Genomic DNA, 16,378 nt, shown 5'->3' on the forward strand with positions numbered 1-16,378 from the left:
ATGACAGGGGTCAGCGGCGGCGGCCGCGCTTGACGTCGAGCTGCCCGAACCGGGGCACGTCGCCGTCCTGGACGCGCCGCCAGGCCCTGGCGTACAGGTCGGCCGCGGGTTCGCCGGGCACGATGAGGCCGCCGAGGCCCGCGTCCGGGCTGAACATCGGGAGCTTCCACTGCTCCAGCGGGAGCCGCGGCGTGCGCTCCTCCGACCAGCCGCCGGTCAGGAACAACGAGCGTCCGGCACGGGCGCGCACGGCCTGGACGACCAGGTCGGTGCGGGCCAGCTCGGCCCGCGCGGCCTTGAGCCTGGCCGGCTTCCAGCCGGTCCACCGGGCGGTGTTGCGGTCGGTGGGGTCGGGCATGGCCAGCAGCATCAGGTAGACGGCGGCGGCGTCCTCGCCGAGGCCGTGCGCCTTGGCGACGTCCACCACCAGGTCGGGCACCGAGCGGGTCGGGTCCTGCGGCCACCAGGTGCCGTCGGCGTCCCGGGCGCCCTGGACGGGGTCGCCGGGGTCGGCAAGCAGCGCCGCGAAGCGCGGGTCGAGGACGGTGCGCAGCGCGGACACGGCGGGGAACGAGCCGTTGAGCCCGATCAGGGCCCGCAGGTAGGGGTCGTCGCCGGCCGGGTCGAGCAGGTGGGGGCGGAGCGCGGGCGAGGGCTGGCTGTCGTAGGTGGCCATGACGACCGCGCCGTACCGCTCGTAGCCGTCGCCGAGCTCGGTCGGCGTGCCCGCGACCTTCTTGAACGCGGGCAGGCCGACGTACTCGTCGAGGTCGATCAGCAGCCCGGGGTGGGCGAGCCGGTCGCGGACCGCCGACAGGGCGGCGGGCAGCGCGGCGCGCAGCGGATCCCCGGCCGGCAGCCGGTGGGCCAGCCACGCGGCCGTGGCGACGGCCGTGACCAGCGACCGCCCGCCGAACCCGGTGCCCTGGCCGACGGGGTGGACGCGGTCGCCGCGCACCTCCCACTCCAGGTCCACGCTCAGCTCGGGAGCGGCGGCCGGGTCGAGCACCGCGCGCAGGGCGTGCGCCGGGTCGTCCCCGACGGTGCGCAGCGCGCGGGCGGCCTCGCCGAGCAGCCATTCGGGCAGGGCGAGCCGCCGCCCGACGCGCTCGTTCCACACCCGCGCGGCGGCGGCCGCGTCAGGGCCGTCGGTCCACAGGCGGGCCGGGTCGGCGGGCAGCAGGGCCGCCGTGACGGCCCGCCGCACGCCGGCGCCGAGGGCGCGCAGCTCGTCCTTGGCGACGGCGGCCTCGGCCACCTTCACGCCGATCGTCGCGCGGGCCTCCTTGTCGAGGAAGGTCCGCTCGTAGGTGTCCACCTGCGGGAACCCGGCCACGACCAGCCGCGCTGCGGTCCGGGAGACCCCGGTGAGCCGGGCGAACTCCTCGGCGGCGGCGTCGTGCCAGGGGGCCGGGCCGCGCGCGGCCAGCTCGGCGAGGAACGCCGCGAGCCAACTCGCCTCCCGGTCCCCGCCGACGGGCGAGGTGTCGCGGACGGTGTAGGGCGCGGGCACCTCGAACGCCCCGGCGGGATCGTGGCACAGCGCCGTCCATTCGAGGCCGTCGACGTCGGTCTCCCGCAGGTCGAGGAAGGCGACGAACGCGCCGCCGCCCAGCGGCAGCACGCCCGAGAGCGAGCCGTCCGCCGGGGCGCCGTCCGCGCCCACCAGGTGCTCGCGCCTGAGCGTCACCGTCATGCGGCGCCAGCGGGACGAGCCGGCCGCGACCGGCAGGCCGCCGTCGCGCAGCTCGTCCAGCAGCACGCCCAGCGCGTCCCGGTGCTCGGCCGGGGTGGTCGGCGCCGCGCACCGGTACGCCACGGCGGCGCAGTGGTCGAGCAGGCGCTCCCACCGCAGGCCGGAGGCGGGCAGTCCGGGCAGGCGGAGGTGGTTGGCCACCTGCGGGCGGTCCTGCCCGGCGGTGACGGCCCGGCCCACCGCGCGGATCTGCTGGACGGCGGCGTCGGCGTTGTGGCGGTGGTAGCCGCGGCCGTCGCCGATGCCGTTGAGCGCCTCGTCCAGCAGCTGGTCGGCAGGCCCGGACGGCCCCCGCTCGGCGGCCGGGTCGCCGGCCAGCGCGCGGTTGAGGTTGGCCACGACGGTGCGCACCGCGTCCTGCTGGGTGGCGGCGAAGCCGACGATCCCGGCCACGCCCTTGACCAGCGCCTCGTGGGTGATGCCCGGCAGCAGCGCCCGGACGGCCGCCGCCAGGTCGGCGCCCTGGGACGCGGCCGCTTCGAGCAGGGCCGCGGCGGTCTCGCGGTCCGCGCGGCGCAGCGCCGCCGAGCCTTGGAGGTCGCGGGGGCGCAGGCAGTACCAGTAGCGCTCGGGCGGCAGGATGGGCGTGCCCGCGCCGAAGGCGCCCGGCTTGGCGTCGGTCCGGTACTCGGCCAGGACGACGCCGTCGGCGTCCACGAGGCTGATCCGGTAGCTGCCGCGCACGACGGCGCAGGCCCGATCCGTGCCGGGGAACGTCAGCACCCGCACCGGCACTCCGGCGCCCGGCGGCAGCGTCACCGAGATGCCGGACAGGTCCTCGGCGCGGTGGGAGCCGTCGGGCAGCTCGGCCACGCGCAGGCCGTACAGGCCGGCCACGGGGGCGCCGACCGGGGTGGGCTCGTCGGAGGGCGCGGGCAGCAGCCAGCCCTCGCCGGGGCGGACGTCCGGGGTGCCGGCGAGGAAGCCGGGCAGCGACTTCCTGCCGACGCCGCCGCCGGCGGGGTCGAACTCGTACCAGCCGCTGTCGTGCTCCGACCCCGACCAGATCCACGTCCAGAACGACGTGCCGTCGGTGAGCAGGTGCCGCTCGTCGGGGACGGCCGTGTCACCGGCGTGCAGCACGCCGTACCCGGTGGTGCGGCCGCCACCGGGGACGGCCAGGCTGACCGGGTCGTCGCCCTGGTAGTAGTCCAGCCGCGTGCCCCGGCTCCGGTCTGTCCCGTCCAGGTCGCGCACCCGGTCGGCGGAGGTGTGCCAGTAGCCGCGCAGGCCGTTGGCGCGGTCGCGGGAGTCCCAGTAGACGAGCAGCTCGCCGTCCACGTAGTGGAAGCCGGGATCGCTCCAGGTGTCGTCCCTGGGGACGCGCAGGTCGTGGGTGAGCAGGACGCCGTCGGCCGAGAGCACCCGGGCCTGCGCGGTGCCCGCGACGACCAGATGGGGCCAGGCGTCGCAGACGACGAGGTCGTCGATGTCCTTCTCCGGCACGAGCTCGGTGGCGGCCTGCTCGAAGGCGGGCCAGCCCAGCTCGTCGATGACGCCGGAGCGCAGGGAGCGGGCCAGCACCCCGGCCACGTCGGCGTCGCTCACCGCCTGGCGCACCTCGTCCTCGGCCAGGGCCAGGGCCTCGCCGGGCAGCCAGGACAGGCGGCGCAGGGCGTCGGGCAGGTTGGGCAGGCCGGCGGCGGCCGAACGGCGGGCGACCAGGCGTACCCACTCGGTCAGCAGCGGACGCCCGCCCGGCGAGGCGGCCAGGGAGCGGACGGTGGCCCGGCCGACGTCGTCGGCGTCGAGGTAGTCGGCGCCGTGCCGGAAGGCGGTGTGGAAGCGGCCGTCGGCGGCCAGGGCGAGCAGGTCGCGCCGGTCGTCCTGCTCCGCCCAGTGCGTCAGCCGGAGCCGGGCGCCGGGGCCGGGGCCGGCCAGGGGGATGCCGAGGGCGAGCAGCAGGTCGATCAGGTCGGCGTCGTCGTCGACCGCGATCGTCTCGCCGGTCGCGGTCAGCTCGGCGCGCAGCCGGTCGGCCATGCGCTCGATCAGGGCGTGCAGCGCGGGCAGGTGCGGCGCGACGCCCCAGGCCCGCTGCCGCGCGGCGAGGAACCTGCGCAGCCAGCCGGCGGCGCCGTCGGCCGAGCGTTCCGGCTCGGGCACGTCGGTGTGCAGGCCGGCGGTCGCGCCCGCGCTCTGCAGGATGTCGAGCCAGATGCCCGGCAGCTCCCGGTCGCGGCTGTCGGGGATGACGTTCAGCAGCGTGCCCCGCAGCTCGGGCCGCTGCCTGGCCAGCGCCGCGACGGCCGGGGCGTGGGACTTCCACCAGCCGGTCGGGGCCTGCATGGCGGCCGGCAGCGCCAGCACCTCGGCCAGGTAGTCCTGCTCGGCCGCCGCGGCGTCCACGCCGGCGGCTCTGGCGAGCCTGCGGATGTCGGCGGCCATCTGCGCGGAGGGGGCGAGGCCGCCGGCGGTCCTGCGCACGCACAGCCGCGCGTACCTGTTCAGCGCCTCCTCGGCAGGCAGGCGGGCGGTCAGCTCCTTGGCGTACCCGGACAGCGCCTTGACCGGCAGCGCCCCGGCCAGCGCGAACTCCAGGAACACCGCGTCGAGCCGGTCGTCGTCCACGGCGAGGCCGTGCTGGGCCTCGGCCCGGCGGGCGGCGGAGAACAGCTGCCCGGCGTACTGGGCGTTGTCGGCCGCGGCGAACACGCGGGCGGCCTGCTCGTAGAAGGTCGGCAGGAAGTGCGGGACGGCCGCGGCGAGCTGCCCGGCCAGGCGCTGGTAGGCGTCGAGCGCCATCTTGGGCTTGGTCCTGGCCTGCCGGGCGACGCGCTCCAGCTCCGGCACGACGGCCAGGGCGTGGTGCCCGTCCTGCGGGTGGTGGACCAGCACCCATTCGGGGAAGCCGAGCGAGCGCCGCAGGCCCAGGCCGACCACCGCGGCCTCGCCCTCGGGGACCAGTCCGAGGAAGCCGCCCACCGCGTCCTCGGCGGCGCTCAGCTCCTCGGTGACCAGGCGGACGATCACCCGGTCGTCGAGGCCGGGGTGCCGGTAGGCGCGGGCGACCAGCGGCACGGCCCGCTCCCCCGCGCCCTCGGTGCCGGGCGGCAGCACCGCGCCGGCGTCGAGCAGTTCCTGTGCCTCGGCGTTCCGCGAGATGCCGGTCATGCGCCCTTCCCCTCTTCGACCTGGCGGCCGGCGTGCAGCGCGGCGGCCATCCTCATGCCTTCCGACCAGGCGACCGGGCCGACCTCGCGCAGCGTGAGCGTCCTGCCGTCCTGGTCGCGCCAGGTGAGATCGCCCGTGGACGTCTCGCTGTCCCAGTAGGGCTCGCCGATCCAGACGGCGGCCTCGGTGAGCCGGCCGGCGTCGCGCACCTGGCAGGTGGCGAAGCCGCCGGAGACGCGGTAGCCGAGCTGGGTGGCGCGGGCCGCCACGCCGAACCTGGAGGCGTACGTGCCGCCCGCGAAGTCCTTCACCTGGCGCACCCCTTCGCCCTGGTCGGCGGGCTTGCGCCAGATGGCCCGGTGGATCTGCTCGACCTTCTGCGTGATGCCCAGCTCGGCGGCGAACTCGCGCAGGTCGTCGAGGTCGGGCAGGAGCACCGGGTGCGGCAGCGTCACCGTGCGCGGGGCCAGCCTGACGGTCTCGCCGTCGAGGTTGACCATGCGCAGCTCGCCGGAGGCGGTCGCGTCGCGCAGGAAGCCCACCTCGTCGGGGTCGTCGCCGACGACCGCCACGTCACGCAGCGCCGTCTGCCACGCCTCGTCCGGCCACACCCGGGCGATCAGCTCGGTCGGGACGGGCAGCGAGGACACCATCCAGGCGTCCACGTGCGCCACGCAGGACGCGGCGTGCCGGTCGAGCCATTCGGCGAAGCGGCGCAGCCGGTCCGCCTCGGGGTGCTCGCGCACCGCCTTCGGCAGCGTCTTCAGCTGCCGCCCGGCCGAGCGGCCGGACGTGGCCCTGGCCGTGACCCGGCCCTCTATCAGGGCGACCTCGTACGCGTCGCCCGCCGCCAGCCAACCCAATTGCCGCCGCCTCTCCTCGTGCCGCCATGGCATGCGGCCATGCCGTCAGGCCATGGGAATGTGTCGTGGCGCGGATCTCCCGCCGCCACGTTGCGCGGAACGTTATCGGCGATCACTGACAAATGCCTACCGACTGCCCGACGGCCCGGTTACGGCGCCGGGTCTCCCCGGGGATCGGGGATGCGGTGATTTGCGTGCCTACCGCCTAAGGACCGTCCGCACCGCCTAAAGAGCAGGGCAGGATCGCCGCGCGCAGGCTACGGGCGCGGGCGGCGGGGGTAGGCCACTCCGGGCCGGGGCGCCGACCGGGGAGCGGGCGCGCGGCTCGCTCGACGGGGGGATGGCCGGTGAAAGTCGTCGTCGATCTGACGCGTTGCCAGGGGTACGGCCAGTGTGCCTTCCTCGCGCCCGACGTCTTCACCATGCGCGAGGAGTCCCTGCTGTACGACCTCGACCCCGCCGACGAGCGGCGCGAGCACGTGCTGCGCGCGGCGGCGGCCTGCCCCGTCCAGGCCATCCACCTCGACTGGACGGCCACCCGGCTCACGCCCGAGCCGCCCGGCCCGCCGGCGCGCGGGATGACCGACGGCCGCATCGTCATCGTCGGCGCGTCCCTGGCCGGGGCGCGGGCCGCCGGCGTGCTCAGGCGGGAGGGCTTCACCGGGTCGCTGACGGTGATCGGCGACGAACCCGCCGAGCCGTACGACCGGCCGCCGCTGTCCAAGCAGGTGCTCATGGGGCAGGTGGCCCCCGACCACGTCATGCTGCCCCACCTGCGCGAGGTCGAGGCCGAATGGTTGTGGGGCACCCGGGCGACCGGCCTGGACGTGGCCGGCAAGCGCGTCCTGCTGGCCGACGGCCGCGAGGTGGGCTTCGACCGGGTGCTGCTGGCCACCGGCACCCGCGCCCGGCCCTGGCCGCACGAGGACGAGGCCCGGCTGGCGGGCGTCCACACGCTGCGCTCGATACGGGACGCCGCCGGCCTGCGGGAGGCGCTGGCCGCCCGCCCCAACCGGGTGCTCATCCTGGGCGCCGGGTTCACCGGCAGCGAGATCGCCTCGGTCTGCCGCGAGCTGGACCTGCCCGTGACGGTCGTCGAACGCGGCCCGGCCCCGCTCGTCAACGCCCTCGGCGGCGTGATCGGCGACGTCGCCGCGCAGCTCCACCGCGAGCACGGCGTGGACCTGCGATGCGGCACCACGGTCACCTCGCTGGAGGGCGACGGGCAGGGGCGGCTGCGCGCCGCCCATCTGTCGGACGGCAGCACCATCGAGGCCGAGGTCGCCGTCGTCGCGCTCGGCTCGGTGCGCAACGTCGAGTGGCTGCTCGACTCGGGGCTGGCCGCCGGCGTGTGGGGCGTGGCCTGCGACGCCGGCTGCCGCGCCGTGGACACCAACGGCCTGGTGACCGACGACGTCTTCGTCGCCGGCGACATCGCCCGCTTCCCGCACCCGCTGTACCAGTACCAGTTCATGACGCTGGAGCACTGGGGGAACGCCGTCACCCAGGCCGAGATCGCGGCCCACAACATGGTCAGCGACCAGACCCACCGCTGGCCGCACCTGTCGGTGCCGGTGTTCTGGTCCAGCCAGTTCGGGGTCAACATCAAGTCGGTGGGCGTGCCCACCTTCGCCGACGAGCTCGTCGTCACCCAGGGCTCGACGGACGAGCGCCGCTTCGTCGCCGTCTACGGCTACAAGGGCCGGATCACCGCCGCGGTCACCTTCGACCAGGGCATGTGGCTGGAGTTCTACCAGCGGCTGATCGAGCGGGCCACGCCCTTCCCGCCCGCCTTCCGGCACGTGGACATGCGGGGGGAGGCGCGGCCCGTACCGGCCCGGGTGCCCGAGCGGCTGGTCGCGGCCGAGGGGGCGACGGTCGTGGTGACCGGGCACGACCCGGCCGAGCGGCGCGCCTCGCTGCTGCACGCGCCGCAGAGCTGACCCGGCAGGAACCCAAGGACAGGAGTGCAGGAGATGACCTCGGACGCCGCCATGCAGCGCATCCTCGACCCGGCCGGCCGCGCCGACCCCTACCCGTTCCTCGGGGAGCTGCGCCGCAACCCGGTGACGCGGCTGGCGGACGGCTCGTACGTCGTCAGCACGTACCGGGAGATCGTCGAGCTGCTGCACGACCCGCGGGTCAGCTCCGACCGGCGCAACCTGGCCGACGCGCCGGAGGAGCCGGAGCACGCGCCCGCCTTCATCAGGCTCGACCCGCCCGAGCACGACCGGCTGCGCCGCCTGACCATGCGCCACTTCGGCCCGCCGCACTCGCCGGGCGTGGTGGACGGCCTGCGCCCGATGATGCTGGCCACCACCACCGAGCTGATCGACGCCCTGGCCGGCAAGAACCGGGCCGACGTCGTGGACGAGGTCGCCTACCCGCTGCCGATCGCCGTCATCTGCCGGCTGCTCGGCGTGCCGGCCGAGGACGAGCAGCAGTTCCACGCCTGGGCCGACCAGATCGTCGAGACGCTCGGGCCGGGCGAGGAGAACCGCGCCGAGCGGGCCCGCGAGCGCCAGGCGGTGTCGCAGAACCTGGAACGCTACCTCGCCGGGCTGGCCGAGGCGCGGCGGCAGGAGCCGGGCGACGACATGTTGTCCGGGTTCGTCACCTACGAGGGCCCGGACGGCCGCATGACGCCGGAGGAGGTCGTCGCCACGTCCCTGCTGCTGCTCATCGCCGGGCACGAGACCACGATCAACCTCATCGCCAACGGCATGCTCACCGTGCTGCGCGACCCCATGCTGCTGGAACGCCTGCGCGCCGACCCCGACCTCGTCATCACCACGGTCGAGGAGCTGCTGCGCTTCGAGCCGCCCGTGCAGCTCGTCTCCTCCCGGGTCACCCTCGACGACGTGGTCGTCGGCGGCGTGACCATCCCGGCGGGCTCGCCCGTCGTGCTGGCGCTGGCGGCGGGCAGCCGCGACCCGGCCCACGTGCGCGAGCCCGACCGGTTCGACCCGTGCCGCCGGCCGAACGAGCACCTGGGGTTCGGGGGCGGCGTCCACTACTGCTTCGGCGCGCCGCTGGCCCGGCTGGAGGCGCAGGTCGTGCTGGGCGAGCTGGTGCGCCGGGTGCGGAATCCGCGGCTGGTCGCCGACCCGCCGCCGTACCGCCCCAGCCCGGTGCTGCGCGGCCCCCGCCACCTCCTGATCGACTACGACGGCATCGCCCCCGCCTGACCCGGCCGCGTTCCGCCGGGTCCGTGACGTTGATCTGTGACTTCGTGTGCAGTTGAATGAGCGGGTGCGTGCTGGGCGGGTGGTGTCTCCTGTTCTGGTTGGGCGGGAGAAGGAGCTCGCCCGGCTCGTCGCGCTGGTCGCCGGGGCGCCCGCCGTGGCCGTCGTCGAGGGCGAGGCCGGCATCGGCAAGTCCAGGCTGACGGCCGAGCTGCTCGGCGGTCCCGCGGTGGCGGGCCTGCGGGTGCTGAGCGGGGCCTGCGTGCAGATCAGGGAGCCGTTCCCGCTGGGTCCCGTCGTCGAGGCGTTACGCGGACGGGCGGCCGAGCTGGACGGCGCGGCGCTGTCGCCGGTCGCCGGGGCGCTGCGCGAGCTGCTACCCGAGCTGGCCGGGGTGCTGCCGGAGACGCCGCCGCCGCTCGACGACCGGGCGGCCGAGCGCCACCGCGTCTTCCGCGGGCTCGCCGAGGTGCTGACCGCGCTCGGCCCCGCCGTCCTGGCGGTGGAGGACCTGCACTGGGCCGACGGGCAGACGGTCGAGTTCCTGACGTACCTGATGTCCGTGCTGCCGGTGCTGCCCGGCGCGTTGCGGGTGGTGCTGACGTACCGCAGCGAGGAGGCGTCCGGAGCGGTGCGGGCGATCACGGCCCGCGCCCCCGACACGATCACGGCCGAGCACCTGGTGCTGCCGCCGCTCGACGCCGCCCAGACCCGGGTGATGGCCTCGGCGATCCTCGGGGCCGAGGAGGTGACGGCCGAGTTCGCCGAGCACCTGTGCGGGCGGGCGTCCGGCCTGCCGCTGGCCGTGCAGGAGCTGCTGGCGCTGCTGCGCGACCGCGGCACGCTGATCCGGTGGGAGGGCGGCTGGGCGCGGCGAGCGCTGGAGGAGCTGGACGTGCCGAGCGGCGTGCGCGCCTCGGTGCAGGAACGGGTGGCCCGGCTCTCCCCCGGCGCCAAGGAGGCGGCCGAGCGGGCCGCCGTGCTGCAGCTCCCGGTGCCCGTCGCCCTGCTGTCGGGGCCCGACGTCGGGGCGATCGACGAGGTGCTCGGCTCCGGGCTGTTCGCCGACACCGGCGGCCTGGTCGGGTTCCGCCACGTGCTGGCGGCGCAGGCGGTCTACGAGGCGATCCCGCTCGGCCGCCGGCAGGCCCTGCACGCCGCCGCCGCCGACACCGTACGGCAGCTGCGCCCGGTGCCGCTGGGCCGGCTGGCCCACCATCTGCGCCAGGCCGGCCGGGCCGGGCAGTGGGTGGCGGCCGCGATCGAGGCGGCCGAGCAGGCGTCCCGGCTGGGCGACGACGCGGAGGCCGCCCGCCTGCTGGAGGACGTCCTGCGCGGCGCCGACCTGCCCGCCGCCCGGCGGGCCGAGCTGACGGTGAAGCTGGGCTGGGCCGCGCTGGAGCTGCTGCGCCCGCCGCCGGTCGCCGACCTGGTCACCGGCGCGCTGGAGCAGGACGTGCCGCCCCCGGTGCGCGGCCACCTGCGCCTGCTGCTCGCGCTGCACCTGGAACGCACCCGCACCGACGGCGCCCGCATCGGCGAGGCGTTCGCGCGGGCCGCCGACGACCTGGCCGGCGAGCCGGGCCTGGCGGCGTGGGCCATGGCGGGGGTCGGCCGCCCGCCCAGCGGCCTGCCGCCGGAGGAGAGCAGGCAGTGGCTGGAGCGGGCTCTCGCGACCCTGCCCGCGGTCGCCGACCCGGCCATGCGGATGCTGGTGCTCGGCAAGATCGCGATGATCTTCGTGGTGATGGGCGACCCGCGCTGGGCCGTGCTCGCCGACGACCTGCTGCGGGAGACCGGCGGACGGCCGCTGCTGCGCCGCGAGGTCAACGCCTACCGCTCCATCGGGGGCGCGGCCCTGTTCAGCGGGCACCACCGGCGGGGCCGCCGCCTGCTGACCGCGGCGGTCGAGGAGGGCGCCGAGCCCGACCTGCGCGAGCGGCTGGAACTGCGCTGCCTGGTGAACCTGGCCGCGGCCGACTACTTCGAGGGCTCCTGGCAGGGCCTGCCGGCCAGGCTCCAGGAGCTGCGCGACCAGTTCGGCGACGAGCCGCACGAGCGCATCCTCGTCGACATCGTGACCGCCTGCCTGGCCGTGGTGCAGGGCCGCCAGGAGGCCGCGCTGCCGTCGTTGCTCGACGCCGCGGCGGAGGCCCGTACCCGGGGGCAGTACGACGACCTGGTGCTGCCGCTGGCGATGTCGCTGCGGCTGAGCGCGGCGCGGGGCGAGCCGGCGGCGGCGATCGAGGCGGCCGTCGAGGCGGGCCGCCACTGGGAGGCGAGCGAGTTGTGGCCGGTGGCGGTCCGCGCGCTGCCCGCGCTGACCGAGGCGCTGCTCGTGGCGGGCCGTCCCGGGGAGGCCGCCGACGTCGTCGCGCGGCACGCCGCCCGGCTGGCCGGGCGCGACGCGCCGCTGGCCGGGCCCGCGCTCGCGCAGGCCCGCGGCCTGCTGGCGGCCGCCGGCGAGCAGTGGGCGCGGGCCGCGGCCGAGTTCACGGCCGCCGCCGACGCCTACGAGACGGTCCCGGCGCGGTACGAGGCCGCGCAGGCGAGCGAGCAGGCCGCCGCCTGCCTGTTCGCCCTCGACGATCCCGAGGCCGCCGTCCGGCTCGGGCGGGCCGTCGCGGTGTACGCCGGCCTCGGGGCGCGCTGGGACCTCGACCGCGCGACCGGGCTGGGCCGCAGGTGGGGCGTCCGCCCGGCGGCGCAGAGCGCGCCCGCGCAGGCGGGGAACGACCACGCCCTGTCGGCCCGGCAGGAGCAGGTGGCCCGGCTGGCGGCCGAGGGGCTGACCAACCAGGAGATCGCCAGGGAGCTGTTCCTGTCGCCGAAGACGGTGGACAAGCACGTCAGCGCGGCCATGCGCAAGGTGGGGGCGCGGTCGCGGACGGAACTGGCCCGCCACCTCCTCCCCAGCGACTGACCCCCAAAATGGGGATTTTTCCCCATAGGGCACCCCATACCCCACCCCCTACGTCTGCCACGACACTTTCGGCATGTCCGACACCATCCACGACCCCGACCGGCCGGACCCGGACGACCCGGCCCCCGACGTCCCCTCCCCGCACGAGGAGACCCCGGAGCCCCCCCGCCCGCCGGACGGCTTCGAACCCGTCTGACCCTTCCTGACGGCTTCGCACCCGTCTGGCCTCTCCCGGACGGCCATGACCCCGTCCGCACCCCTTACGGACGGTTCCTCCTGCCGGGCCATGAGCCCGCCGCCGTCCGAACCCCTCCCCCGCCAGAAAGGCCACCATGGCACTGCCCCGCCCCCCGCTGGCGCGCCGGACAGGCGTCCTGCTGACCGCGGTCACCGCGCTCGCCGGCGTGCTGACCGCCGGACCGGCGACCGCCGCGACACCGGACACCCCCGCCCCCGGCGCCCCCGCCACCCCGGCCGCCCCCACCGCGCCCGCAGCGCCCGCGCAGGCCGCCAAGGACGTCACCCTGTCCGGGGTGCGCGCCCAGAAGGTCGTCGTCACGCTGATCACGGGTGACAAGGTCCAGCTCACCCGGAACGCCGCCGGCCGCTACCGCGTCGAGCCGGCCCCCGCCACCCGCCAGGACGGCCGCCGCATCAACCTGTTCACCCAGTTCACCCCGGACGGCGTCTTCGTGCTGCCGGACGACGCGGTCTCCGCCGTCCAGGCCGGGCTGGTGGACAGGCGGCTGTTCGACGTCAAGTACCTGGCCGAGAACGGCTACTCCGACGAGGTGGCCAAGCGGCTGCCGGTCATCGTGCAGTACCCCGGCGACCAGGCCGAGGCCGCGGTCAGGCGCTCGGCCGCCGCCGTCCCGGCCAGCGAGCCCACCCGGACGCTGGAGAGCATCCACGCCTCCGCCCTCGACGTCACCAAGGCCGAGGCGGGCGCGTTCTGGGAGGCGGTGCGCGGCGGGCGGCCCGCCGGCGAGGGCCTGGCCAAGCCGCCCGGCACGCTGCGCGGCGGCATCGCCAAGCTGTGGCTGGACGCCAAGGTCAAGGCCGACCTGGACGTCAGCGTCCCGCAGATCGGCGCCCCCAAGGCGTGGGAACGCGGCCAGGACGGGACCGGCGTGAAGATCGCCGTCCTGGACACCGGCGCCGACACCGGCCACCCCGACCTGGCCGGCCGGATCGCCGACAGCAAGTCGTTCGTCCCCGACCAGCCCGTCCAGGACGGGCACGGGCACGGCACCCACGTCGCCTCGACCATCGCCGGCACCGGCGCGGCCTCGGGCGGCAGGTTCAAGGGCGTGGCCCCGGGCGCGCAGCTCGTCGTCGGCAAGGTGCTCGACAACACCGGCTCCGGCCAGGAGTCGTGGATCATCGAGGGCATGGAGTGGGCCGCGCGCAGCGGCGCCAAGGCCGTCAGCATGAGCCTCGGCGGCCCGCCCAGCGACGGCACCGACCCGCTCAGCCAGGCCGTGAACGACCTGACCGCCGAGACCGGCACGCTGTTCGTGGTCGCCGCGGGCAACCTGTACGAGGCCGAGACGATCAGCATGCCCGGCGCGGCCGACGCCGCGCTGACCGTGGCCGCCGTGGACAAGAGCGACAAGCTCGCCGCGTTCTCCAGCCGCGGGCCGCGTCCCGGCGGCGGGCTCAAGCCGGACATCGCCGCGCCCGGCGTGGACATCGTGGCCGCGCGGGCGGCCGGCACCGCCATGGGCTCCCCGGCGGACGACCACTACACCGGCGCCTCCGGCACCTCCATGGCCACGCCGCACGTGGCCGGCGCGGTCGCGATCATGGCGCAGCGGCACCCGGACTGGACGGCCCAGCAGCTCAAGGCCGCCCTGATGTCCACCTCCACGGACGACGGCTTCACCGTCTACGAGCAGGGCGCCGGCCGGGTGGACCTGGACCGCGCGACCCGGCAGCAGGTGTTCGCGACCAGCGGCGGCGTGGACTTCGGTCTGCTGGAGACCGGCAGCGCGGCGAAGACCGGCGAGATCTCCTACCGCAACCTCGGCGACCGGCCCGTCACGCTCACGCTGAAGGCGGCGATGGGCGCCGCGAAGCCGGTCCTCGCCGACGCGACGCTGACCGTCCCCGCCGGCGGCACCGCCGCCACCACCGTCACCCTGGACCCGGCCGAGCTGCCCGTCGGCACCTACAGCGGGGCCGTGACGGCCGAGGCGGACGGCGTCCGGCTGACCACGCCGCTCGGCGCGGTGCGGGACGTCCCCAAGTACGACCTGACCATCCACACCGTCGGCCGGGACGGCAAGCCGCGCACCCCGTCGGCCATGAGCGTCCTGGACGTCGACGGCAACAAGGGCGAGCTCGGCCCCAACCGCATCGACGACGTGGGCCTGGTGGTGAGCCGGGTCCCGGCCGGCACCGTCAGCCTGCTGCAGGTGCTCGACTGGGTGGACGCCGACGACCGCGCCAACCGGGCCTGGCTGTTCGAGCCCGAGCTGACCGTCACCGGCGACACGGAGATCACCCTTGACGCCCGCAAGGCCACCGAGGTCAGCTTCGGCGCGCCGAAGACCGCGCAGCCGCTGAACAACACCTACGACGTCTTCTTCCAGCGCTCCCTGCCCAACGGCAAGGTCTTCGGCGGCACGCTGCTGTCCGGCCGCCCGCTCGGCGGCTGGGAGAAGGTGTGGGCGCTGCCGACGAAGAAGGTCACCAAGGGCGGCTTCCGCTTCGCCGGCCAGTGGGAGCTGGGCGTTCCCGAGGTCACCATGACCATGCGCACGCCGAGGCGCACGACCCTGCACCCGGTCTCCCGGGTCCACACGATCGACTCCGGCGAGATCCACCCGGGGTACGTCCCGTTCGAGGGCACCAAGGACCTGCGGGTGGTCGACGCCGGCAAGGGCCGTCCCGAGGACCTTGTGGGCAAGGACCTGCGCGGCGCGCTCGTGCTGATCGACGCCGAGCCCGCCGAGGGCATCTTCGGGGTGGCGTGCGGCCTGCAGATCGAGCGGGTGGGCCCGATCAGGGACGCGGGCGCCGCGGGCGTCCTGGCCTTCAACGAGAAGGCGTCCCTGTGCCCGATCCCGCTGCCCATCTCGCAGAAGCCGTTCAGCGGCCCGTTCCAGCCGGTCGGCATCCCCGTCGCCTACGTCTCCAACGCCGAGGGCCGCAAGATCCGCGGGGAGGCCGGCCGGGGCGCGGTGACCGTCCGGGTCGAGGGCACGCCGAACACGCCGTACTCGTACGTGTTCCGGCCGTCCGTGGACGGGCGCGTCCCCGCCTCGATGCGGTACGAGGTGACCGAGCGCCGGCTCCACCAGGTCGACCTCGACGTGCACGCCGGGCCGTACACGAAGTACATGAACTGGCGGGCCTCGTGGCGGACCGACGACATCTCCTACACGACGACCAACACCAACATCCTGCAGTGGCCGGTCCCGCTGCCCGAGCGCAGGACGCAGTGGGTCTGGCCGCTCGACCCCGAGCTCGTGAGCGAGGCGGGCCTGTCCGCGCTGGTCGCGTCCGCGCCCGGCGAGGAGGTCCAGGAGACCCGCTACCGGCACGAGGTGTTCGACCGGCCCGGCACCACCGTCCAGAAGTGGTTCGCCACGCCGAGCACGCCGGGCGCCTCGACGGCCTCCGACAAGCTGTACGCGCTCGGCGGCCCCGCGGACGCGCCCCCGCTCAAGCAGCTCGTGATCGGCGTGCCGTGCGCGATCTGCGTGCACGACGGCAACCTGTGGGTGACGCCGTCCATGGTCAACGGGGTCGGGGACCGGCGTGACGACGGCGTCGCGTTCGGCGACCTGATCCCCCAGTACGAGCTGCACCTGTACCGCGACGGCAAGGAGCTGCCGAACGCCCCGCTGCCGGGCTTCGACACGCTGCCGCGCTACCCGCTGCCCAAGGAGCCGGGCGCCTACCGGCTGACGGCCAGGAACGCCCTGTCGGACATCGAGTGGACGTTCACCGCGCCGCCGTCCAAGGAGCAGCTCAGGCCGGGCGCCAACTGCTACGCCTGGTTCGTCGACGGGCTGGTCGAGCAGTGCCGCACCACCCCCGCGGTCTACGTCAGCTACGACCTCGGTGACACCCTGTCGGCCGGCAACACCGTCGCGGCCGGGCGCAGGCACACGTTCGAGCTGGAGGCCTACCACGGGCCGTCGGCGGCGAGGATGCCGGCGATCGCGGGCGTGCGGCTGTGGACCAGCACCGACGACGGCGCCACCTGGCAGCCCGCCGACCTCCGGCGGGGCCGGGACGGTGTCTACACCGCCGGCGCGAAGTACCCGGCCTACCGCGCCACCAAGGGCGCGGTGAGCCTGAAGGTGGAGGCGTGGGACGCGGCGGGCAACCGCCTCAGGCAGACCACCCTGCGCGCCTTCAACCTCCGCTGACCCCGGCGACCGCGGCCGCCGGGTGGGCGGCCGCGGTCTCCTCCCCGCTTCCCGGCAGTACGTACGGCGGTGCGCGGGCCGTTCCCCTGCCGGTGTGCTCATGGCGGTACGGTGAGCACCCGGCGGCGTACGGCCACCGGGACGGAAAGCGAAGG

The 16,378-nt window shown here is 75.8% G+C and carries 7 protein-coding genes; 5 read left to right on the forward strand and 2 right to left on the reverse strand.

All coding sequences use genetic code 11. The features are described from left to right. Positions 1–10: 10 nt before the first annotated feature. On the reverse strand, positions 11–4,870 hold the full coding sequence (locus AB0J71_RS02260; protein ID WP_364412119.1) for a DNA-binding protein: 4,860 nt from the start codon (positions 4,868–4,870) through the stop codon (positions 11–13). Then, entirely contained in the window at positions 4,867–5,766 is a 900-nt protein-coding gene (locus tag AB0J71_RS02265) for a DUF4132 domain-containing protein (protein ID WP_364390873.1), read from the reverse strand. The genes AB0J71_RS02260 and AB0J71_RS02265 overlap by 4 nt, the downstream gene beginning before the upstream one ends. Positions 5,767–6,080: 314 nt before the next feature. On the opposite strand from AB0J71_RS02265, the gene AB0J71_RS02270 reads away from it, so the two are divergent. The 5 genes from AB0J71_RS02270 (at position 6,081) to AB0J71_RS02290 (ending at position 16,223) form a co-directional block, all read left to right on the forward strand. Further along, positions 6,081–7,676 (forward strand): FAD-dependent oxidoreductase, encoded by a 1,596-nt coding sequence (locus tag AB0J71_RS02270; RefSeq protein ID WP_364412122.1) that lies wholly within the window; start codon positions 6,081–6,083, stop codon positions 7,674–7,676. A gap of 33 nt (positions 7,677–7,709) precedes the next feature. Continuing rightward, positions 7,710–8,921, forward strand: coding sequence for a cytochrome P450 (locus AB0J71_RS02275; RefSeq protein ID WP_352326854.1), 1,212 nt, complete (start codon positions 7,710–7,712; stop codon positions 8,919–8,921). A 79-nt stretch (positions 8,922–9,000) separates the two neighbouring features. After that, entirely contained in the window at positions 9,001–11,841 is a 2,841-nt protein-coding gene (locus AB0J71_RS02280; RefSeq protein ID WP_364412125.1) for an AAA family ATPase, read from the forward strand. A 73-nt stretch (positions 11,842–11,914) separates the two neighbouring features. Continuing rightward, a complete protein-coding gene (locus AB0J71_RS02285; RefSeq protein ID WP_352326856.1) occupies positions 11,915–12,037 on the forward strand; it encodes a hypothetical protein in 123 nt (40 codons plus the stop codon). A gap of 136 nt (positions 12,038–12,173) precedes the next feature. Next, positions 12,174–16,223 carry a S8 family serine peptidase gene (locus AB0J71_RS02290; protein ID WP_364412128.1) on the forward strand — a complete coding sequence of 1,350 codons (4,050 nt, stop codon included), beginning with the start codon at positions 12,174–12,176 and terminating at the stop codon, positions 16,221–16,223. Positions 16,224–16,378: the final 155 nt, after the last annotated feature.

The organism is Nonomuraea sp. NPDC049637 (assembly GCF_040675235.1).
In the GTDB taxonomy this organism is placed as follows: Bacteria; Actinomycetota; Actinomycetes; order Streptosporangiales; family Streptosporangiaceae; genus Nonomuraea.

Excerpts from the sequence above, each read along its gene's own strand:
- AB0J71_RS02290 (WP_364412128.1), top strand. The coding sequence starts at position 12,174 with ATGGCACTGCCCCGCCCCCCGCTGGCGCGCCGGACAGGCGTCCTGCTG.
- AB0J71_RS02265 (WP_364390873.1), bottom strand. The coding sequence starts at position 5,766 with ATGCCATGGCGGCACGAGGAGAGGCGGCGGCAATTGGGTTGGCTGGCG.
- AB0J71_RS02260 (WP_364412119.1), bottom strand. The coding sequence starts at position 4,870 with ATGACCGGCATCTCGCGGAACGCCGAGGCACAGGAACTGCTCGACGCC.
- AB0J71_RS02285 (WP_352326856.1), top strand. The coding sequence starts at position 11,915 with ATGTCCGACACCATCCACGACCCCGACCGGCCGGACCCGGACGACCCG.
- AB0J71_RS02275 (WP_352326854.1), top strand. The coding sequence starts at position 7,710 with ATGACCTCGGACGCCGCCATGCAGCGCATCCTCGACCCGGCCGGCCGC.